This window comes from Streptomyces sp. 8L (assembly GCF_020176795.1).
Classification (GTDB): domain Bacteria; phylum Actinomycetota; class Actinomycetes; order Streptomycetales; family Streptomycetaceae; genus Streptomyces.
In genome coordinates this window covers 1-18,747 of sequence record NZ_JAIUKE010000238.1, presented here as the reverse complement: position 1 = coordinate 18,747, position 18,747 = coordinate 1, and the positions used below count along the sequence as shown (strand labels likewise).

18 protein-coding genes and 1 pseudogene are annotated in these 18,747 nt (G+C 72.8%); 10 read left to right on the top strand and 9 right to left on the bottom strand.

The window, feature by feature from the left end; translation table 11 throughout:
- Positions 1-98: 98 nt before the first annotated feature.
- The 3 genes from LCE31_RS20405 to LCE31_RS20395 form a co-directional block, all read right to left on the bottom strand.
- Positions 99-3,551, bottom strand: a complete 3,453-nt coding sequence (locus LCE31_RS20405) for a CHAT domain-containing protein (RefSeq protein ID WP_225016177.1) — start codon at positions 3,549-3,551, stop codon at positions 99-101.
- A gap of 8 nt (positions 3,552-3,559) precedes the next feature.
- Positions 3,560-4,090: a hypothetical protein gene (locus tag LCE31_RS20400; RefSeq protein WP_225016175.1), complete on the bottom strand. Its 531-nt coding sequence runs from the start codon at positions 4,088-4,090 to the stop codon at positions 3,560-3,562.
- Between the two features lie 357 nt (positions 4,091-4,447).
- Complete coding sequence (locus LCE31_RS20395) at positions 4,448-4,846, bottom strand: ATP-binding protein (RefSeq protein ID WP_225016173.1); 399 nt, start codon at positions 4,844-4,846, stop codon at positions 4,448-4,450.
- 71 nt (positions 4,847-4,917) lie between these two features.
- Between LCE31_RS20395 and LCE31_RS20390 the strand changes: the two genes are divergently transcribed.
- Genes LCE31_RS20390 through LCE31_RS20375 form a run of 4 tightly spaced genes read left to right on the top strand, consistent with a single transcriptional unit; the run spans position 4,918 to position 7,274 of the window.
- The gene (locus tag LCE31_RS20390; RefSeq protein ID WP_225016171.1) at positions 4,918-5,061 is read left to right on the top strand and encodes a hypothetical protein; all 144 of its coding nucleotides are present in this window, start codon (positions 4,918-4,920) and stop codon (positions 5,059-5,061) included.
- Positions 5,058-6,197, top strand: coding sequence for an ATP-grasp peptide maturase system methyltransferase (gene tgmC / locus LCE31_RS20385; RefSeq protein WP_225016169.1), 1,140 nt, complete (start codon positions 5,058-5,060; stop codon positions 6,195-6,197). The genes LCE31_RS20390 and tgmC overlap by 4 nt, the downstream gene beginning before the upstream one ends.
- Positions 6,198-6,249: 52 nt before the next feature.
- Positions 6,250-7,071: a helix-turn-helix domain-containing protein gene (locus tag LCE31_RS20380; protein WP_225016166.1), complete on the top strand. Its 822-nt coding sequence runs from the start codon at positions 6,250-6,252 to the stop codon at positions 7,069-7,071.
- Positions 7,071-7,274, top strand: a complete 204-nt coding sequence (locus tag LCE31_RS20375; RefSeq protein ID WP_225016164.1) for a DUF397 domain-containing protein — start codon at positions 7,071-7,073, stop codon at positions 7,272-7,274. Before LCE31_RS20380 ends, LCE31_RS20375 begins: the two co-directional genes overlap by 1 nt.
- Before the next feature lie 29 nt (positions 7,275-7,303).
- Here LCE31_RS20375 and LCE31_RS20370 read toward each other — a convergent pair whose 3' ends face one another.
- Complete coding sequence (locus tag LCE31_RS20370; protein WP_225016162.1) at positions 7,304-7,831, bottom strand: putative immunity protein; 528 nt, start codon at positions 7,829-7,831, stop codon at positions 7,304-7,306.
- Between the two features lie 162 nt (positions 7,832-7,993).
- On the bottom strand, positions 7,994-8,836 hold the full coding sequence (locus tag LCE31_RS20365; RefSeq protein ID WP_225016160.1) for an MIP/aquaporin family protein: 843 nt from the start codon (positions 8,834-8,836) through the stop codon (positions 7,994-7,996).
- Positions 8,837-9,104: 268 nt separating this feature from the next.
- Here LCE31_RS20365 and LCE31_RS20360 point away from each other — a divergent pair, with 268 nt between their 5' ends.
- Positions 9,105-9,455, top strand: a complete 351-nt coding sequence (locus tag LCE31_RS20360; RefSeq protein WP_225016158.1) for a CrcB family protein — start codon at positions 9,105-9,107, stop codon at positions 9,453-9,455.
- Between the two features lie 45 nt (positions 9,456-9,500).
- On the opposite strand, the gene LCE31_RS20355 is transcribed toward LCE31_RS20360, so the two are convergent.
- Complete coding sequence (locus tag LCE31_RS20355) at positions 9,501-10,007, bottom strand: GNAT family N-acetyltransferase (protein ID WP_225016156.1); 507 nt, start codon at positions 10,005-10,007, stop codon at positions 9,501-9,503.
- Positions 10,008-10,051: 44 nt separating this feature from the next.
- Complete coding sequence (locus LCE31_RS20350) at positions 10,052-10,819, bottom strand: GntR family transcriptional regulator (protein ID WP_374118509.1); 768 nt, start codon at positions 10,817-10,819, stop codon at positions 10,052-10,054.
- 108 nt (positions 10,820-10,927) lie between these two features.
- On the opposite strand from LCE31_RS20350, the gene LCE31_RS20345 reads away from it, so the two are divergent.
- From LCE31_RS20345 to LCE31_RS20325, 5 genes and pseudogenes are all read left to right on the top strand, one after another.
- Positions 10,928-12,145 carry a 4-oxalomesaconate tautomerase gene (locus LCE31_RS20345; protein ID WP_225016154.1) on the top strand — a complete coding sequence of 406 codons (1,218 nt, stop codon included), beginning with the start codon at positions 10,928-10,930 and terminating at the stop codon, positions 12,143-12,145.
- Complete coding sequence (locus LCE31_RS20340) at positions 12,142-13,167, top strand: amidohydrolase family protein (protein ID WP_225016153.1); 1,026 nt, start codon at positions 12,142-12,144, stop codon at positions 13,165-13,167. The genes LCE31_RS20345 and LCE31_RS20340 overlap by 4 nt, the downstream gene beginning before the upstream one ends.
- Before the next feature lie 20 nt (positions 13,168-13,187).
- On the top strand, positions 13,188-13,904 hold the full coding sequence (ligK, locus tag LCE31_RS20335; protein ID WP_225016152.1) for a 4-carboxy-4-hydroxy-2-oxoadipate aldolase/oxaloacetate decarboxylase: 717 nt from the start codon (positions 13,188-13,190) through the stop codon (positions 13,902-13,904).
- A complete protein-coding gene (locus LCE31_RS20330; RefSeq protein WP_225016151.1) occupies positions 13,901-14,884 on the top strand; it encodes an amidohydrolase family protein in 984 nt (327 codons plus the stop codon). The genes ligK and LCE31_RS20330 overlap by 4 nt, the downstream gene beginning before the upstream one ends.
- A 36-nt stretch (positions 14,885-14,920) precedes the next feature.
- Positions 14,921-16,281 (top strand): annotated as a pseudogene (locus LCE31_RS20325) (MFS transporter).
- Between the two features lie 42 nt (positions 16,282-16,323).
- Here the strand turns inward: LCE31_RS20325 and LCE31_RS20320 are convergent.
- A complete protein-coding gene (locus LCE31_RS20320) occupies positions 16,324-17,400 on the bottom strand; it encodes an SDR family oxidoreductase (protein WP_225016150.1) in 1,077 nt (358 codons plus the stop codon).
- A 6-nt stretch (positions 17,401-17,406) separates the two neighbouring features.
- Positions 17,407-18,747 (bottom strand): beta-ketoacyl-[acyl-carrier-protein] synthase family protein (locus tag LCE31_RS20315; protein WP_308042278.1); only part of this gene is annotated, 1,341 nt, incomplete at its 5' end.

Genomic DNA, 18,747 nt, shown 5'->3' with positions numbered 1-18,747 from the left:
CTGCCAGAGCCCGCCCACTCGCACCCCCACGCCGTGCCCGGCCTCGGTATCGACCGGCTCACACCCCCGCGCCATGCCCGCCCCCGGCCTCGACCGGCTCACACCCCCCACGCCGTGAACGCCGCCCAGTGGACGGGGGAGGCGAAGGGTCGTTCCTCGGTGTCGCGCCCCGGCCGGGCATAGCGTCCGGCCAGGGCCGCGAGGTGGGGGTGAGTGTCGGTGTAGCGCGCGAGGCCGGACCGGGTCAGGTGCCGCAGCCAGGTCCGCGCCGCGCGCAGCGCGGGCACCGGGGGCTCGCCCCGCGCGCCGCCCGAGGGGGCGAGCAGCTCGTACAGGCGGGTCATCAGCAGCGCCGTGGCCAGGTCGTTCACCTGCCACAGACTGGTGATCACACAGGCGGCCCCGGCCTGGAGGAAGCCGCCGGGCAGCCCGGTGAACTCGTCGGGCGCGTCGATGGCCTCGTACCGCCCGGACTGGCAGGCTCCTGCCACCACCAGTCGGCAGTGCGGGAGTTGGCCCCGTACGAGCGCGGCCAGATCCAGGCTGCCGTCCGCGAGCGCCAGCGTCCCGCCCTCCCCCATGAGTTCGGCGCTGCCGTGGCAGCTCAGATGCAGATACGACGCCTCCGCGAGATGCCCGAGCAGCCACTCGACCGTGGCGTCGTCCCCCACGGCGGACACGGTGTCCCCGACCGTCTCGAACAGTGCCTGGATTTCGGCCAGTTCACCGCGTGCACCCGGCAGCGAGCCGTCCGGGTCCGAGACGGCGACCAGGCGCGGTACGGGCGCCGGCGGCCGGCCCGCGGCGGCCCGGGAGGCGGCGTACACCCCGGCCGACGGAGCGAGCGTCAACGTCCCCAGATCGTCCGGGAGTTCTCCGTTCTCCCCCATCGGCACGGCGTGCAACGGCACCTGGCCGAGCAGCCCTGTCGGTACGACGACCACCTCGTGCCGCGGATCGTCCGCCAGGAGCCCGGCGAGGGGCCGCAGCAACGGGGCGAGGCCCCGCAACCGCTCGATCGCGTACGGAAGGTCGCGCCGCCGCCTGAGCGCACCCGCCTGCTGCACCATGAAGAGCCCCGGCTCCGGCTCCTGGGCCTGCGGGTCCAGTGTCAGCAACCGGACGATCGAGGCGCTGGTGACCTCGGGGACGAACACGGCGCGCACCCCGGTCCGTGCGTCCCGGGGCACTACGAGGACACAGCTGCCCCAGACCGAGTTCACCAGATACGCGAGCGGCATCCCGCCCGTCGCCCGGACGATGTCCGCCGCCTCCGTCGTCCGCAGAAACCCCTCGAAGCCGGGGATGGCCCGGATCTCCTCGACCACGGCCCGCATGCCCCGCTCGGCCGCCGCCCGCGCGCCCGGGGCGACGGCGGGCCCGCCGGGCGCGGGGACGAATCCGCCCGCCGCACCCGCGAGTCCGCCCGCCGCACCCGCGAGTCCGCTTGCGACACTCGCGAATCCGCCGGCCGGGGCGGGGAGTTCCCCGTCCGACGCGGTGATCGCGGCCCGGTACCGCGACCGCGCCTCCCGGTACCTGCTGACGAGCGGCGGATCGACGCCCTCAAGTGCGGCCAGGTCCACCGTGTCCCGCCCTGCCACCACCGACAGCTCACGGGCGAGCCCCCGCTCGATCGCCTCCGCCGCGCGGTCCGGGCGCCCCGCGCGGGCCAGCAGGAACGCGGCCTGGCGGGCCGTTCCGCGCGTCAGCAGCAGCACGCCCCTGCGGCCCGCCGCGGTGATCTGGGCGTCGTAGGCCGCGTGGACGGCGGTCAGCATGCCCGACGCCGCATCGGCCGCGCCGTCCCAGTCCCCCGCCGCGGTGAGCACGTCGACCGCCTCCCGGGCCATGGACAGGTGCAGGTACGGGAAGACGCGCGGCGGTACAGCGGCCAGCGCCGCGCGCCGCAGCCGCAGGCCCTCGGCGCTCCCCGGTCCTTCGAGCAGATCGGTGGTCCTCGCCAGGAGCCAGGTGGCACGGCTGCTGTCGAGGAGCCCCGGGTGCGCGGTGTCGAAGGCGATGACGGCTCTCATCGCGGAGTGGGCGCCACGCGGGTCCACGGGCTCGCGCCCGGGAGCGATCAGCAGTTCGGCCAGGTTGTACTGGAGCTGCGACCACACCACGGGGTCGTCCTCCGGACGCAGTTGGCCGAGGGCGTCCCGATAGCACCGCTCGGCTGCCTCCGGGTCGCCGGGTTCGCCGCGCAGCGACAGGAGGGTTCCGAGGTTGAGCTGGGAGTAGGCCCAGTCGACGGGGTTGCGTTCGGGGGAGCGTTCATCCAGGCCGGCCAGGACTCGTTCGATGCCCAGGGTCAGATCGGCGGGGCCGCCGTCCGGACGCCGGCCGAGCAGCAGACCATAGTTCGTCTGCACCCGGGCCCACAGTTCGCCGTGGGCGCGCCGGTCCACCGCGGCGGCGGCGCGGGCGAGCAGGTCGCGGGCGTACTCCCAGCTCTCCGTGCGGTCGACGTCGTCGCGGAAGTACTGGGCGGAGGCGAGATTGGCGGCCACCTCGGCCCACTGGAGGGTGCCTTCCGGAAGTCGGGCCAGGGCGAGTTGGAGGAGGCGCACCGCCTCGGCGGGATCGCCGGGACGGGCCGTGTACAGGGAGGCGACCAGCAACCCGCCGAGCCGCGCGGCGAGTTCGGTCTCCACCGCCGTCTCGCCCGTCCGCGCGGCGAGTTCGAGCGCTTCACGTGCGACCGGGACGATCTCCGGGCTGTTCACGGCCCGGACCCGGTCGTACATCTCGTACAGCCGGGCCCGCAGTTCCTGCCCGAAGGCGGCAAGCGCCGCCGCGTAGCTCTCGATCGCCGTACCCACGGGCGTACGGCCGCCGCACAGATCGTCGAGCAGCCGCTGCCGCAGCCGCAGAGGAGCCTCCAGCGAGGTGCCCGCGACCTCGCGGAGCTCCCGCGCCCCGGCGTCGCGCACGCGGGTGTCCCCGGTGAGCGGGGGATGCGCCAGGACGAGTTCGGCGAGCCGGTCCGGCGTGGTCACGGTGACGGCGTAAAGCAGCTCCGCGACTCCCGATCCCGCCGACTCCGCCGCCACCTTCTCCAGGAAGATCCGGTAGTTCTCCACGGTCGGCGCCCCGTACGGCGCCAGCTCCGCGCACGCCGCCGCCGGATCGGCCAGATCCCGTTCGGTGTCCCGGCTCAATGCGAACGGCAGCAGCCTGCGCGGCAGTACGACCACGTTCCCGCCGAACCCCCCGCCGTCGAAGGCCCCGGCGAGCCGCGCCTCCTCCACCAGCGCCGCCGCGCTCGCGGTGGCATCGCGCTGGAGTTCCGCGACGGAGGTGGCGAACAACGACGGTACGAGCGTCCCGGCCCGCAGCACCAGCACGGGCGCCTCGATCTGCTCCTCGGCGCCGCAATCCGGGCAAGCCGCCCAGTGCAGCCCGGGCCCGAACCCGTCGGGCCCGTCGTGGCTTTCGAGCACATCGGCACGTTCGCGGCTGTCCACGACGTGCCACACCGGCACCCGGCACCGCAGGCCGCACCTCGCGCAGCACCACGCGTACGGCACCCTCGCGGAGACGGTCACGGCCGGCGCTACTTGCCGCCGGTGAGATGGGCGAGCAGAGCCGTCAGCACCTTCACGAGCGCCGCGTCCTTCAGGGCCCGCTTGTGCACGGTCGCACTCCACTTCCCTCGGGCGTCCCGCTTGACCACCACCTCGGTCTGCAAGAGCGTGACGGCCAGCACGCCCACGGACAGGGACACCGGGTCGAACCGCTCCATCGGCGACCGCGCATACTCCACGGCCTCAGCCACGACGCCGTCCCCGCCCAGAGCGGCGTACTCCAGCACCGCCCGCGCGACACCGCCGGCGCCGCCGTCGGCAGCGCCCGGCCCGGTTCCCGCGGCGTCCGGCGGGCCCGCGGCAGCGCCGGGCTGCTCCCGCGCAGGCTTGAGCGCATCCCCGGCGGCGTCCAGCGCGTCTTTCAACTCATCGTCGGACAGGTCGAGTTCGCTGGCCGAGGACAGCAGCCCCCGGTCCTCCACCAGCACCGTCAGCGCCCGTACGGCCTCCACGTCGGAGAGCGCACCGATCTCACGCATCAGCTCGTCTCGCTGCGACATGAACCAAGTCTGCCCCGCGGCGGGCGCGTACGACCGGCTTACGGGTGACTGCTTGGACGAGTGCGCCGCGTCCGCGACCGCCGCGCGGCCGGCTTCCCGCGGCGCACGCACCTCGCATCCGGCCCGCGGCACGGCTACGCACCTCGCATCCGGCCCAAGGCACGGCTGCGTACCCCGCATCCGGGTCCGCGGCACGGCTCCTCCCCTCCCCGGTTCCTGGAGGCGGCACCGGACCGCACCGCGTACGCGCGTATTCCTCACAGCGACCGCAGACGTCCGACAAGCGCATGACGGACGGGCGCCGGGGCGGGTGGCCGCACGGACAGGGGTACGCGCAGCCGCCCGCCCGGCGTCGCGTCAGAACCGCCACGCGCACCAGACGATCTTGCCGGGATCTCGGTCGCGCACGCCCCACGCGTCGGCCAGCGCGTCCACGAGGACGAGGCCGCGTCCCGACTCCGCGCTGTCGGCACGCAGGGCACGGGCGGGGTGTCCGTCCCCGCTGTCGTGCACCTCGACGCACAGTTCGTCCCCGCCCCAGGACAGGAAGAGCCGGAAGCCTCTCCCCGGCGGCACGCCGTGCACCAGCGCGTTGGTCGTCAACTCGCTGACACAGAGCAACACTTCGTCGGCACGCTCGGCGAGCCCCCAGGCGAGCAGGGCTGCCGCGGTGAACTGCCTGGCGGCGGGCACGGAACGGCGCTCGCGCCGGTAGAAACGCTCCCGTACGGCGGGAGCCTCGGTTGTTGGATTCACGGGACGAGAGTCGCGGAGCGTGACTACACTGCGACAGTGTTGCTACTCGTACAGTTAATTTGTACGGCGTCATGACGTCGAGCATCGCGCGCCGAAGACCGCACCCTGAGGCGTGCAACCCGAACGGGCAGTGGGCGTGGTTCCCCGATCCGGTCTGCCGCCCCATCGCCACCGCGCTCGCTGACCGGCTGGAGAACCCAGGAGGGCCTGTATGACCACCGAAGCAGAAGCCCTGCGCCGCTCGCTCGCCGGGCAGATCGCGGACAGCGGTTCGCCGGCCGGCTCCGGATGGCGGGCAGCCGTCGAGAACGTCCCCCGGGAGGTGTTCCTCGGCGACGCCGTCTTCCGGCCGGACGGTGCGGGGTGGGAGCCGCTGCGGCGGGAAGAGGTGGGTGAGCGGGAGTGGTTGCGCCTCGCCCACCACGACCGCACCTGGGTGACCCAGGTCGAGGGCACCGGCGCCGGCGACGCGCGTGCCCCGGTGTCCGGGCGGCCGACCTCGTCGTCCACCCTGCCGTCCCAGGTGGTCCGGATGCTCGACGCGGCGGGGATCGCCGCGACGGATCAGGTGCTGGAAATCGGTACGGGCACCGGCTACTCGACCGCGATCCTGAGCCACCGGCTGGGCGACGCACACGTGACCTCCGTGGAGTGCGACGAGTCGGTCGCCGCCCGCGCCGCCTCCGCGCTCCGGCGGGCCGGGTACGCGCCGACGCTCGTGGTCGCGGACGGCCTCCGGGGGTGGTCGGCACGGGCCCCGTACGACGCGCTGGTCGCCACCTGCGCCGTGCGGCACGTGCCGTTCTCCTGGATGACCCAGGTCCGCGACGGCGGCACCATCACGACGACGGTCGGCGGCTGGATGCTCGCCTCGGGCCTGGTCCGCCTCACGCCGGCCGAGGACGGCAGCGCGTCCGGCCGGTTCACCGGGGACCGCGTCTCGTACATGCTCGCCCGCCCGCACGAACGGCCCCCGGGCCCGGGTCTGTTCCGGTACGAGGGAACGGTGCGCGAGTGCCGCGTCGAACCGGCCGTGCTGGACGACTGGACGGGGAGGTTCGTGGCCCAGCTCGCCGCACCCTCCGCCGAGTTGATGGCCGCCGGAGAGGGCGTGGCCCTGCGGGACGTGGCCACCGGCTCCCAGGCCTGGACCGAACGGGCCGGAAACGGATGGCGGGTTCACCAGCACGGGCCGCTGCGGCTGTGGGACCAGGTGGAGGAGGCGATCGCCGCGTGGCGGGGCGCGGGCGCGCCGGACCAGTCCGCGTTCGGCCTGACGGTCGCGGCCGACCACACGCAGCGCGTCTGGATCGGCGACCCGGACGGCATGTCCTGGGCCCTGCCCGCGTGAGATCAGTTCCGCATGACCGAAACATCGCACACCGCACGGGGAGTTCGTCCACATGTACGCGAAGAAACGCCACCGCCTGAAGAACGGGTCCGCCGCGAAGATGGTGGGGGCGCAGCTGGCCACATTCCGCCGAGCTGCGGGCTACACCCAGGAATCGTTGGCCGAGAGAGCTGTAATCGGCGCCGACACCATCGCCTCGATCGAACAAGGCCGTCGACTCCTGAAACCCGACCAAGCCGACTTGCTGGATAAGCTGCTCGACACCAAAGGCACGTTGGCTGCGGCGCTGGAGCACATGCCGGAGATGGGAATGACCCCGCTCTGGACACAGCAGCTGTTCGAGCTGGAGAAGGACGCCGCGACCATCTCCTCGTACGAGAACCAGGTGGTTCCCGGTCTCCTCCAGACCGAGCCCTATACGCGTGCCGTCTTCGGTAACCGGCTACCGGCCTACACTCATGATGAGTTGGCTCTCCATACGTCGGAGCGGCTTGACCGACAGGCGCTCTTCCAGCAGAAAGCGCCGCCGACTGTCACCTTCGTGCTCTGGGAACCGATTCTCCATCTACACCTCAGCACGGACGCGGAGCACAAGGAACAGATCCGACACTTGCGGACTATGGCCGACCTGCCTGGCCTTACTCTGCAAGTACTTCCATTGGACGTACGCGGCCATGCCGCCCTCAGTGGGACGTTCGTCCTCTTCGAAACCCGCGACCACCGGCAGGTCGGGTACACCGAGTTGGTAGGAGGCGCCAGAATCCATGAGGACCCCGAGATCGTGAGCCTCCTGGCACAGAGGCATGCCATGCTACGAACACAGGCTCTCAACATTCAGGACACCAAGAGCCTGCTGGAACGTCTGGGAGAGTAATGCGCACGGCATTGAAGTGGTTCAAGTCCAGCTACAGCGCCGACCAGGGCAACTGCATCGAGGTCGCATACGACGACGCGGACACAGTCGCCACGGCCACCATCCACATCCGCGACTCCAAGAACCCCACCGGCCCCCTCCTCAGCGTCAACCCGGCCGCCTGGGCGGCCTTCACGCGGCGCGCACGGCACGGAGCGTGGTGAGCGCCGCCTGAGGAGGCGCGGCCGTCCGCTCACGCGCGCAGCGCGGCGTCCAGTTCGCGCATGAGCTCCCCCACACGCCCGCCCCCGGCAGGCGCGGCGGGAAAGCGGGCGAGCACCACGACGACCGCCGCCGGGGCGTGGTCGCGCGCCCACTCCAGGGCGCCCGGCGCGACGGGGGCGGTCGTCAGTTCCTCGGCCCGTGCCGCATGCGCCGCCGCGCCGAGGATGTGCTTCACCTGATGCGCGCTCGCGCGGGGATGCAGGTACGCGGCGCCCGCCGCGTGGCTCGCCGCGCGGGCCGCGTCGGACGCGGCGGCCGGAGCGGCTGCCTCTCCCGCCGCCTTGTACGCCGCCCACGCGTGACGCCGCAGGCCGGCCGTGCGGCGCCCGCCCCCGGCGAACTCCTCGGCCGCGTCGAGGGCTTCGCGTGGACGCGTATCGCCGGGCACACCACGCTCGAAGAGCGGAAGCACTCTGCGCGCGCAGGCCGCCGCGTAGCGCGCGACCTCGCGGAGTTCGTCTCCGCTCAGCTCGATCTCGTCCGGCTCGGTGGGCATGGCGGCATTCTGCACACAGGAGGCGACCGGTGTCCCCCGGGAAAGAGGGACACCACGGCGGGAGCGCGCCGGCGCGGCGCCCTGTGCGCCCTGGCACTGCTGGTGGCGCCCCTGGGCACGTACGCGTGCGGGACGCGACGGGCGGCTGAGCCGACGGCCCGCCTACTCGTCGGGCTGGGGAACGCGGCCCGCGGGTTCGGGCTCGGCGGTGGGGAGCCACCGCTGGACCACGAACTTGTAGAAGCCGCCGCCGATGACGCCGCCCACGAGCGGGCCCACGATCGGCACCCAGAAGTACAGATTGCCCCATTGGTCGCGCCACGCCGAGTGGTAGCCGGTGATGAAGCTGGCCAGCCGGGGGCCGAAGTCACGGGCCGGGTTGATGGCGTAGCCGGCGTCCGCGCCGAAGGCCATGCCGATGGCCACGACGATCAGGCCGGTGATGAACGGCGCCAGGTTGGCCCGGGGCGGCGTGTTGAGGAGGTCGGTGATGGCGAAGATCAGCAGCAGGAGCAGGGCCGTGCCGATGACCTGGTCCCGGAAGGCCCCCCACTCGTGGATTCCCGGCGCGGTGGAGCCGTTTCCTGGGAGCGTGGAGAAGACGATCTGCGTCGTGAAGGAGTGCTTCGGGTCCGCGTGGCCCAGGATCTCGGTGTAGTTCCAGCGCACGAGGAGCGCCGCGGCGAAGGCGCCGGCGGTCTGGGCCAGGACGTAGGGCCCGACCTTGATCCAGGAGAACCCTCTCCACGTCGCGAGCGCGAGGGTGACGGCCGGGTTGAGGTGGGCGCCGGTGGTACGGGCGGCGACATAGACGCCCAGCATGACGCCGAGGCCCCAGGCCCAGGCGATGCTGTCGTGGTCGCCGAGACCGCCCTTCGGACTGGTGAGGGCACCGCCTCCGACGACCTGCGCGACGACTCCGGCACCAAAGAGGAGCAGGACCATCGTGCCCGCGAATTCCGCGGCCATTTCCCGGAACAAGTCCGTTCTGCCGGTGTTTTTCATTGCAGTCTCTGCGTCTCTACGGAGAGTGGGGCGCAGGCGGATGGCTTCGGCCGGCCCGTGGTCCCGGCCATCATCGAGTGCCGCCGTTCGCGTCGCACGCAGGAGCGTGGCCCGCTCCCCCACAGGGGTGGCGGGTTGCTCCATCCGACGGTACGGGCACGGTTTCCGTCCCGGCGCGATTCCCGGATGCGGGTAAAACGCTATGGTGCCGGGAAACGGCGGAGGGCTCGCCGGAACGGCGGTACCCTTTCGCGACGAGGAGCCGTCCATGCCCCTGCTGTTGATGATGCTCGGTGGACTGGCGGGCGGCACACTGCGCTACCGGGCGGAGAAGCTCCTCCGCATCCGCGCACAGCGCCCCGGGCACTGGGGCCCGTTCTCCCTCAATTTCCTGGGCAGCTTCCTGCTCGGGGCCGCGTCGGGCTGGACGTACCACCGCGGGATGTCCGGCGGTACGACGCTGCTGGGCGGGATGGTCGCCGCCTATGCCGCGTGCGGCTACGAGGCGTTCCAGCTGCTGCGGGGCGGGCGGCTCGGTGTGGGGGTGCTCAGCGTGGCGGGCGGCTGGTTCGTCGGCCTGATGGGCGCGGTCATCGGGGCCGTGCTGGTCATCACCTGAGACGGCGCCCCGGCCGGGGGGCGGGTCTCCGGCGTTCGCCGCGTGTCAGGCCCCGCGCGGGCGCCACACGTACCGGATGTCCGGTTCGCGCTCCTCGTTGTGGTGGCCGCCCGTCAGTTCCGTGGGAACGAAGCCGTGCCGCTCGTAGAAACGCCGCGCGGGCGCGTTGGCCTGGAACGTCCACAGGCCGAGGCCGCCGGGCGCGCGCCGCTTCGCCAGGCCGACGAACCGGGCGCCGAGTCCCTGGCCGCGCCGGGCCGGGTCGAGGTAGAGCTGCTCCAACTCCCGTACGCCCGCCGCCCCGCCGCCCGGTGGCGGGGCCTCCGCGCCGTCGAGCACCAGCAGCCCCGCCACCGCTCCCCCGGCGTCGACCGCCACCCAGGTCTCGCAGTGCACCACGACGACCCGTGTGAACCAGTCCCGCACCTCGTCGTCCGTGTGCGCCCGGCGCACGCCGGGCAGCGCGGCGGCGAAGGAGCGCAGCCACACCTCGACCGCGGGGAGCGCGTCGGCGTCGGCCGCGCGCCGGAGTCGTATGTCCTCACTCTGCACGGGGCACGACGATGCCAGACGGCCGCGTCTCCGGCACAGCCGTTTCAGTACGTACGCGCCGCCGGAGCCGCGCCGGTGGCCGCACCCGGGGTCGCGCCCGGGACGGGGGCCGCACCCGGGGTCGCGAGCAACTCCTCGATGACGCTGTCGAGATGGGCGCGCGCCGCCGCCTCGGCCGCCGGGCCGTCGCCCGCGACGATCGCCTCGATGATCGCGAGGTGCTGGGGCAGCGACTTGCCGGGGCGGCCGGGCCGCAGCGCCAGCCGGAACTGATAGCGCACCATCTGGCCCTTGAGCCGGTCGAGGAGGCCGCCCGCCACCTTCTGGCCGCTCATCTCGGCGATGCGGGCGTGGAGTTGGCGGTTGAGGGCGGAGTACGTGTTGAGGTCGCCGCCGGCCACCGCCTCCCGCATCCCGGCGCCGATCCCGCGCAGGCTCTCGCGCTCGGCCGCGGGGGCGTGCAGGGCCGCGCGGCGGGCGCAGAGTCCTTCGAGGGCCGCGCGGCACTCGGTGATCTGGATGGCCTCCTCGACGGAGACGATCCGCACCCGCGCGCCCCGGCGCGGCACGAGTTCCACGAGGCCCTCGGCGGCGAGGTCCTGAAGCGCCTCGCGCACGCAGTTGCGGGTCGCGTGGTGGGCCTCCGAGAGCTCCTGCTCGACGAGGCGCTGCCCCGGTACGAGATCGCCCGCCGAGAGCGCCCGGCGGATCGCCTCGCTCACCAGGCGGCGCCCTTCCTGACCGGTCACCCGGTTGTCCGCCACGCGTCTTCCCCTCGGTCCTTCGGTCGGTCTGCTCGGCGTGCGCCGCATGTGGGGGAAGTCTATCCACTCCGCCGCCATGGCGACTGTTTCGTTGAAGTTATTGTCAACAATCTTGTTGATGGTTATGTTGACGAGCAGCACCAGCGAGGGAGAGCAATGACGCAGCCCACGACGGTCCGCGCCGCGGACGTCACCCATCCGCCACCGCAGCCACCGGGCCCGGGAGGGCAGAGAGCGGTCCCCTGCTGGTTCTTCCGCGGCGGCACCTCGCGCGGCCCGTTCTTCCGCGCCGGCGACCTGCCCGCCGCCACCGCCGACCGGGACGCCGTCCTGCTGGCCGTGCTCGGCTCGCCCGACCCCCGCCAGATCGACGGCCTCGGCGGCGCGCACCCGCTGACCAGCAAGGCCGGGATCGTGGACCGCAGCGAGGTGGACGGCGTCGACCTGGAGTTCCTGTTCTGCCAGCTCCAGCCCGAGGGCGACACCGTGGACACCACGCCGAACTGCGGCAACATGCTCGCGGCCGTCGTCCCGTTCGCCGTCGAGTCCGGCCTGCTCGCCCCCGCGGGCGACACCACCACCGCGCGCGTCCTGACGCTGAACACCGGTCTGACCGCCGACATCACCGTGCGCACCCCGCTCGGCGACGACGGCCGGCGCTACGTCGCGTACGGGGGCGACGCCCGCATCGACGGCGTCCCCGGCACCGCCGCGCCGGTCACGATCGGCTTCCTCGACACCGAGGGCTCCGTATGCGCGTCCCTGCTGCCCACCGGCCGCGTCCGGGACCGCGTCGAGGTCGCGGGCGCCGGGCCGCTCGACGTCACCTGCATCGACAACGGCCAGCCCCTGGTGATCGTCGAGGCCGCGGCGCTCGGCCGCACCGGCTACGAGTCCGCGGCGGACCTGAACGCGGACGACGAGCTCAAGGCCCGCGTCGAGGAGCTGCGCCTGACCTGCGGCGAGCTGATGGGCCTCGGGGACGTGAGCGCGAAGAACTACCCGAAGATGACGCTCGTCGCGCCCCCGGCCCACGGCGGCACGATCACCACCCGCAGCTTCATCCCGCGCGTCTGCCACGAGTCGATCGGCGTCCTGGCCGCCGTCACCGCCGCCACCGCGTGCGTCCTCGAAGGGAGCGTCGCGTACGAGGTCGCGGGGGCGGCGGCGCCGCCCGGCGCCGGGGCCACCGGCCCCGCGAGCGACGGGACCGTCGAACCCACCCTCTCCGTCGAGCACCCCAGCGGTGAGTTCAGCGTCCAGCTCGGCCTGGACCCGGACGACCCCCAGCGCGTCACGAAGTCCGCCCTGCTGCGCACCGCCCGTCTGATCATGGCGGGCAGCGCCATGGTCCCCGTAAAGGAACAGCGATGATCATCGACTGCCACGGCCACTACACCACCGCCCCGCCCGCGCTCGGCGCCTGGCGCGCGCGGCAGATCGCCGGCCTGGGCGACCCCTCGGCGGTGCCCGACCGCTCCGACCTGCGCATCAGCGACGACGAGCTGCGCGAGAGCATCGAGCCGAACCAGCTGCGCATGATGGACGAGCGCGGCATCGACGTCACCCTCTTCTCGCCCCGCGCCTCCTTCATGGCGCACCACATAGGCGACTTCGCGACGTCCTCCCGCTGGGCCGCGATCTGCAACGAACTGTGCGCCCGTGTCGCGTCGCTGTACCCGGAGCGCTTCGTGCCCGCCGCGATGCTCCCGCAGTCGCCCGGCGTCGACCCGGCCACCTGCGTGCCCGAACTCGTCCGGTGCGTGGAGGAGTACGGCGCCGTCGCGGTGAACCTGAACCCCGACCCGTCCGGCGGCCACTGGAGCGCGCCGCCGCTGACGGACCGCTCCTGGTACCCGCTGTACGAGAAGCTCGTGGAGTACGACATCCCGGCGATGGTGCACGTCAGCACCAGCGTCAACCCGGCCTTCCACACCACGGGCGCGCACTACCTGAACGCCGACACGACGGTGTTCATGCAGCTCATCCAGGGCGACCTGTTCGCCGACTTCCCCACCCTGCGCCTGGTCGTCCCGCACGGCGGCGGCGCCGTCCCGTACCACTGGGGGCGGTTCAGGGGCCTCGCGATGGCGCTGAAGAAGCCGCCGCTTGAGGAGCACGTCCTCGGCAACGTCTTCTTCGACACCTGCGTGTACCACCAGCCGGGCATCGACCTCCTCCTGGACGTCGTGCCCCGCCGCAACATCCTCTTCGCCTCGGAGATGATCGGCGCCGTCCGCGACATCGACCCCTGCTCGGGCCACCACTTCGACGACACGCGCCGCTACGTCGAGGCCGCCGGGCTGACGTCGGCCGAGGTCGCCGACATCCAGGAACACAACGTCCGCGCCGTCTACCCGCGTCTCGACGCCCTGCTCACGCGGCAGGGACGCTGACCCGGAGGGAGCACAGAACCATGTACGAACTGGGAGTCGTCCACCAGGACATTTCCCGCGCCGCCGGCCCCGACGTCGCCGCGCTGGCCCCGCTGGGCGTCAGCACCGTGCACGAGGCGATGGGCCGCACCGGCCTCATGCGCCCGTACATCCGGCCCGTCTACCCCGGTGCCGCGTTCTGCGGGACGGCCGTCACCGTGCTGCTCCAGCCCGGCGACAACTGGATGCTGCACGTCGCCGTCGAGCAGCTGCGGCCGGGCGACGTCCTGGTCGCGGCCTGTACGACGGAGAGCACGGACGGGTTCTTCGGCGAGCTGCTCGCCACCTCGGCGCGCGCCCGCGGCGCCGGCGGCCTCGTCATCGACGGCGGCTGCCGCGACGTCGCGGCGCTGGAGGAGATGGACTTCCCCGTCTTCAGCCGCGCCGTCCACGCGAAGGGCACCGTGAAGGCGACCCTCGGGTCCGTCAACATCCCGGTGGTCTGCGCGGGCGCCCTCGTCAACCCCGGCGATGTCGTCGTGGCCGACGCGGACGGCGTCGTCGTCGTACCGGCGGCGCGGGCCGGCGAGGTCGCGGAGGCGGGCCGTACACGTGAGGAGAACGAGGAGGGCAAGCGCCGCCGGTTCGCGGCGGGCGAGCTGGGCCTCGACCTGTACGGGATGCGCGAGCCGCTGAAGGCCGCCGGGCTCCGGTACGTCGGCGCGCCCCGCGCACAGGCCGAGGAGCGGACCGCATGAGCGCCGCCGCCACGCCGTCGGGGCCGGGCACGCCGTCCGGACCGGGCACGCCGTCAGGACCGTCCGGGCCGTTCAGCAAGAGCCCCGGCTGGCTCGACTGGTACGCCGACCCGTCCAGGCCCTCCTTCGTGCTCCCCGAGGGCACGGTCGACGCGCACTGCCACGTCTTCGGCCCCGGCGCGCGCTTCCCGTACGCCCCTGAGCGCAAGTACACGCCCTGCGACGCGGGCAAGGACCAGCTGTTCGCGCTCCGCGACCACCTCGGCGTCAGCCGCAACGTGATCGTCCAGGCCACCTGCCACGGCGCCGACAACAGCGCCATGCTCGACGCCGTCCGCGCGTCGGAGGGACGGGCACGCGGCATCGCCACCGTACGGCCGGACATCACCGACGCCGAGCTCGCGGAGCTGGACGCGGCCGGGGTGCGCGGGGTGCGGTTCAACTTCCTCAAACGCCTGGTCAACGCGGCTCCGAAGGAGGACCTCGCGGCCATCGCCGAGCGCATCGCACCGCTCGGCTGGCACGTGGTCGTCTACTTCGAGGCCGAGGACCTGGAGGACCTCGAAGGGTTCTTCGCCTCGCTGCCCACCCCGCTCGTGGTCGACCACATGGGGCGCCCCGACGTGACACGGCCCGTGGACGGACCCGAGTTCGCGCGCTTCCTGCGCTTCGTGGACCGGAACGACGTATGGGTGAAGGTGACCTGCCCCGAGCGGCTCACCGCCACCGGGCGCCCGGCGCTGGACGGCGAGCGGGAGGCGTATTCCGACGTGGTCCCGTTCGGCCGCCGGGTCGTCGAGGAATTCCCGGATTCCGTGCTGTGGGGCACCGACTGGCCGCATCCCAATCTCACCGCGCACATGCCCGATGACGGACTGCTGGTCGACTACATGCCGCGGGTGGCCGTAACGTCCGCACTGCGGCACAAGCTGCTCGTGGACAATCCGATGCGGCTCTACTGGCCCGGCGAAGGTGTCTGAGCCCCTTCCACATCCACTTCCGAAAAGGGCTCGCCCATGCTGAACTCCAATGCGAAGAACCGGCTCGACCGGCTGCCGATCTCCAAATTCCACAAGATAACCCTGGTGGCCGTCGCCTTCGCCTACTTCTTCGAATTCGCGGACATCAACAGCTTCGCGGTCACCGCCCCCCGGCTGATCAAGCTCTGGGGCGTCACCGTGAGCCAGGTGGCGTACGTCACGTCGCTGTCGTTCGTCGGCATGTTCCTCGGGTCCGTCGTCGCCGCGTGGCTGGCGGACCGGTGGGGCCGCAGGACGGCGCTCAACATCACCACCGTGTTCTTCAGCCTCTTCTCGCTGACCTCGGTGTTCTCCTGGAACATCGTGTCGCTCGGCGTCTTCCGCGTACTGACGTCCGCGGGCCTCTCCGCGATGACGGTGGTGGCCGTCATCTACGTCAGCGAGATGTTCCCGGCCGCCGTGCGCGGCAAGTACCAGGCGTACGCCATCGTCATCGGCATCTGCGGCACGCCCGTCACGAACTTCGTCGCGAGCGCCGTCGTACCGGTCAACGACTGGTCGTGGCGGCTCGTCTACCTGTGGGGCGCCCTCGGCATCGCGTACCTGTTCCTGGCGCGGCGGCTGAAGGAATCCCCGCTCTGGTACGAGAACAGGGGCGAGAGCGCGAAAGCCGACGCCGTACTCGCCGAGATCGAGCGGGAGATCACCGCGGAGAAGGGCCCCTTCCCGAGCCGGCGCCGCCCGTCGAGGCGCCCCGGCGCGAAAAGGCGCCGCTGCGCATCCTGCTCCAGAAGAAATACCTCCTGCCGACGCTGCTGCTCGTCGTGTTGTGGGTCACGCAGACCATCGGATTCTTCGGCTATTCGAGCTGGGCGCCGACGCTGCTGTCCAAGGAGGGCTTCAGCGTCGAGAAATCCGTCTTCTACGTGGCCCTCAGCACGGTCGGCGCGCCGCTCGGCTCGTATCTCGCGGCGGTCGTCACGGACCGGTTCGAGCGCAAGTGGTGCCTGGTGGCGTTCGGCACGGTCATCGCGGTGTGCGGCCTGTTCTACGGGCTGACGTTCAACCCGGTCCTGATCGTCGTCTTCGGCTTCCTCGTCAACCTCTTCGAGCGCGGCTACACGGCGCTGGGCTACGCGTACTCGCCCGAGCTGTTCGACACGCACGGCCGCTCGCTGGGCACCGGTGTCTCCTACGGTCTCGGGCGGCTCTCCAACGCGGCGGGCCCGCTGATCATCGCGGGCCTGTACAACGGGTCCGGCTACAAGAGCGTCTTCCTCTTCATCGCCGGCACCTGGCTGCTCGGCTCGCTCGTCCTCGCCGTCTTCGGCCCCCGCACGAAGCAGGTCGGCGCCGCGCTCGCGGCACCGAAGGAGCAGCCGGTGCGGGCAGCCTGAGGCGGGCGGGGGCCCCTGGCCGTCCCGCCCGCCCCGCGCCCGCTATCGCGTCAGCAGCGTCCACGGGTCCGGCGTGGCCAGGGCCAGGCGGGGCTTGCGCGCCGCCCAGTGGCGTACCGCGCTCTCCAGGACGGCCGCCGGGTCGTGCACGCGGTGGGTGGGCTCGAAGGGGGCCGCCATGCTCGTATAGCTCTGGAACATCGCGAGCAGCTTCACCGCCTGCCGCTGGAACGGGGACAGGTACTGCTCCGCCAGCGGCAGGAAGAAGCGGTTCCACGCCTCCGTCGCCACGAACGGCGGCTGCTCGATCGGCGCCGCCCCGTTCGCCTCCCTGATCTCGTTCAGGGTCCGGCACGCGATGCCGATCATCGACCCGAGGCGCAGGCTGCCCGCGCCGCCCGCGATCACCTCCACCACCGGTTCGCCCGGCGGCGTGCCGAGCGCCGCGCGGGCCACCACGTCCGCGACCTCGTCCACCGGGCTGATCTCCGCGTACCCCTCGGGATCGCCCACGACGACCGCGGCCGTGCCGGACACCAGCGCCTGGAAGATCGTGTACGGGCCCGAGAAGCGGGAGATCTCGCCGCCGGCCCTGCGCCCCATGATCAGCGGCGGCCTCACGATCGTCAGCGGCCCCGTGTGCTCCTCGCGCACCACGCGTTCGCACACGGCCTTCGACCACTCGTAGCCGTTGCGGTACCCCTCGAACTCGGCGCCCCGCAGGTCCTCGGGTGACCGCAGGCCGCCGACGTACGCCGTCGACACGTGCACGACGTGCGTGTCGCGGTCCGCGAGCGAGAGCACGGCGCGCAGCGGCTCGACGTTCGCCGCCTCCGCCTCCTCGCGGCTCAGCGTCCACCGCGTGGAGGCCGCGCAGTGCACGATCACGTCCCAGTGCCCGGCCATTTCTGGAGGCGGGGGCTCCGCGCCGATCGTCCAGCCGGTGACCGCCGCGTCGCGGGCCCGCCGCGCCACCGCCGTGACGACGGGGCGCGGACCGCCGGGCCCCGGCCCCGCAGCCGTCCCCGGCGGCTCCACATCCCGCTCGGGGCCCGCCCGCAGCCTGCCGACAACTTCCGTTCCCACGACGCCTGTCGCGCCCGTGACGAGGGTCCGCACGCCGCCTCACCCGTTCCCCGCGGCCGGGGCGCCCGGCCCCGGCACCAGTACGACACACGCGTTCTGCCCGCCGAACCCGAACGAGTTCGACAGCACCGGCAGGCCGGGCTCGATCCGCCGCGACCGGCCGATCACCACGTCCACCAGGTCCGCCTCGGGCGACCCGAGCGTGTTGGCGACCGCCGGTACGACGCCGCGCCCCGCGCACAGCAGCGCGAGCGCCGCCTCCAGCGCGCCCGAACCGCCGATGAGGTGCCCGGTGACGCCCTTGACCGCGGTCAGCGGCGGCGGCCCGCCCGCGAAACAGCGGTCGACCGCCACCGCCTCGGCCCGGTCGTTGAGCACCGTGGAGGTGCCGTGCGCGTTGATGTGGCCGATGTCCGCCGCCGTGAGTCCCGCGTCGTCGATCGCGAGCCGCATGCACTCGGCCGCCATGAGGGCGTCCTCGCGGGGCGCCACGATGTGGAAGCCGTCGCAGTTCGTCGCGTACCCGGCGACCTCGCCGTAGATGCGCGCGCCGCGCGCCACGGCCAGGTCCCACCGCTCCAGTACGAGCACGGCGGCGCCCTCGCCCATCACGAAGCCGTCCCGGTCCGTGTCGAACGGCCGGCTCGCCCGGTGCGGTTCGTCGTCGCGCGGGGACAGCGCGCGCATCTTCGCGAAAGCCGCCATGACGATGGTGGTGACGGCCGCGTCCACGCCGCCCGCGACCGCCGCGTCCAGCTCCCCGTACCGGATGCGGCGCGCCGCCTCGCCGATCGCCGTCGTGCCGCTCGCGCAGGCCGTCGTGTACGTCATGCAGGCGCCGCGGAACCCGTACCGCATCGCCACCCGCGACGCCGGCGAGTTCGCCATCGTCCTGGGCACGGTGTGCACGGGCAGCCCCATCGGGTCCGCGCCGTGGTCGAAGGTGTTGCCCTCCATCGTCGGCAGCCCGCCCATGCCGGTGCCGACCTGCACGCCCACCCGGTCGGCCGGCAGCGCGGCCAGTGCGGGGGCGCCCGCGTCGGTGACGGCGTCGGCCGCCGCGCACAGGAACAGCTCGGCCGGCCGGTCGAGCTGCCGCAGCTCGCGCCGCGACACATACGGCTCCACGTCGAACTCCGGCACCAGGCAGGCGATCTGGACCCGCAGCTCCGCGTCGGCGAGGTGCTTGACGACGGTCGCGGTGGAGCGCGCCGCGAGGAGCGCGCCGTACACCCGCTCCACGTCGTTGCCCGCCGGGCACTTCACCCCGAGCCCCGTCACGGCGACGCGCGCCCGGTCCGGCCGGCCCGCGGGGCCCGTACCCGTGCGCTCGGTGTTCATACGGTGGGGGCCGTGGGAGCTGGAGAGGGCGCGGGGGCT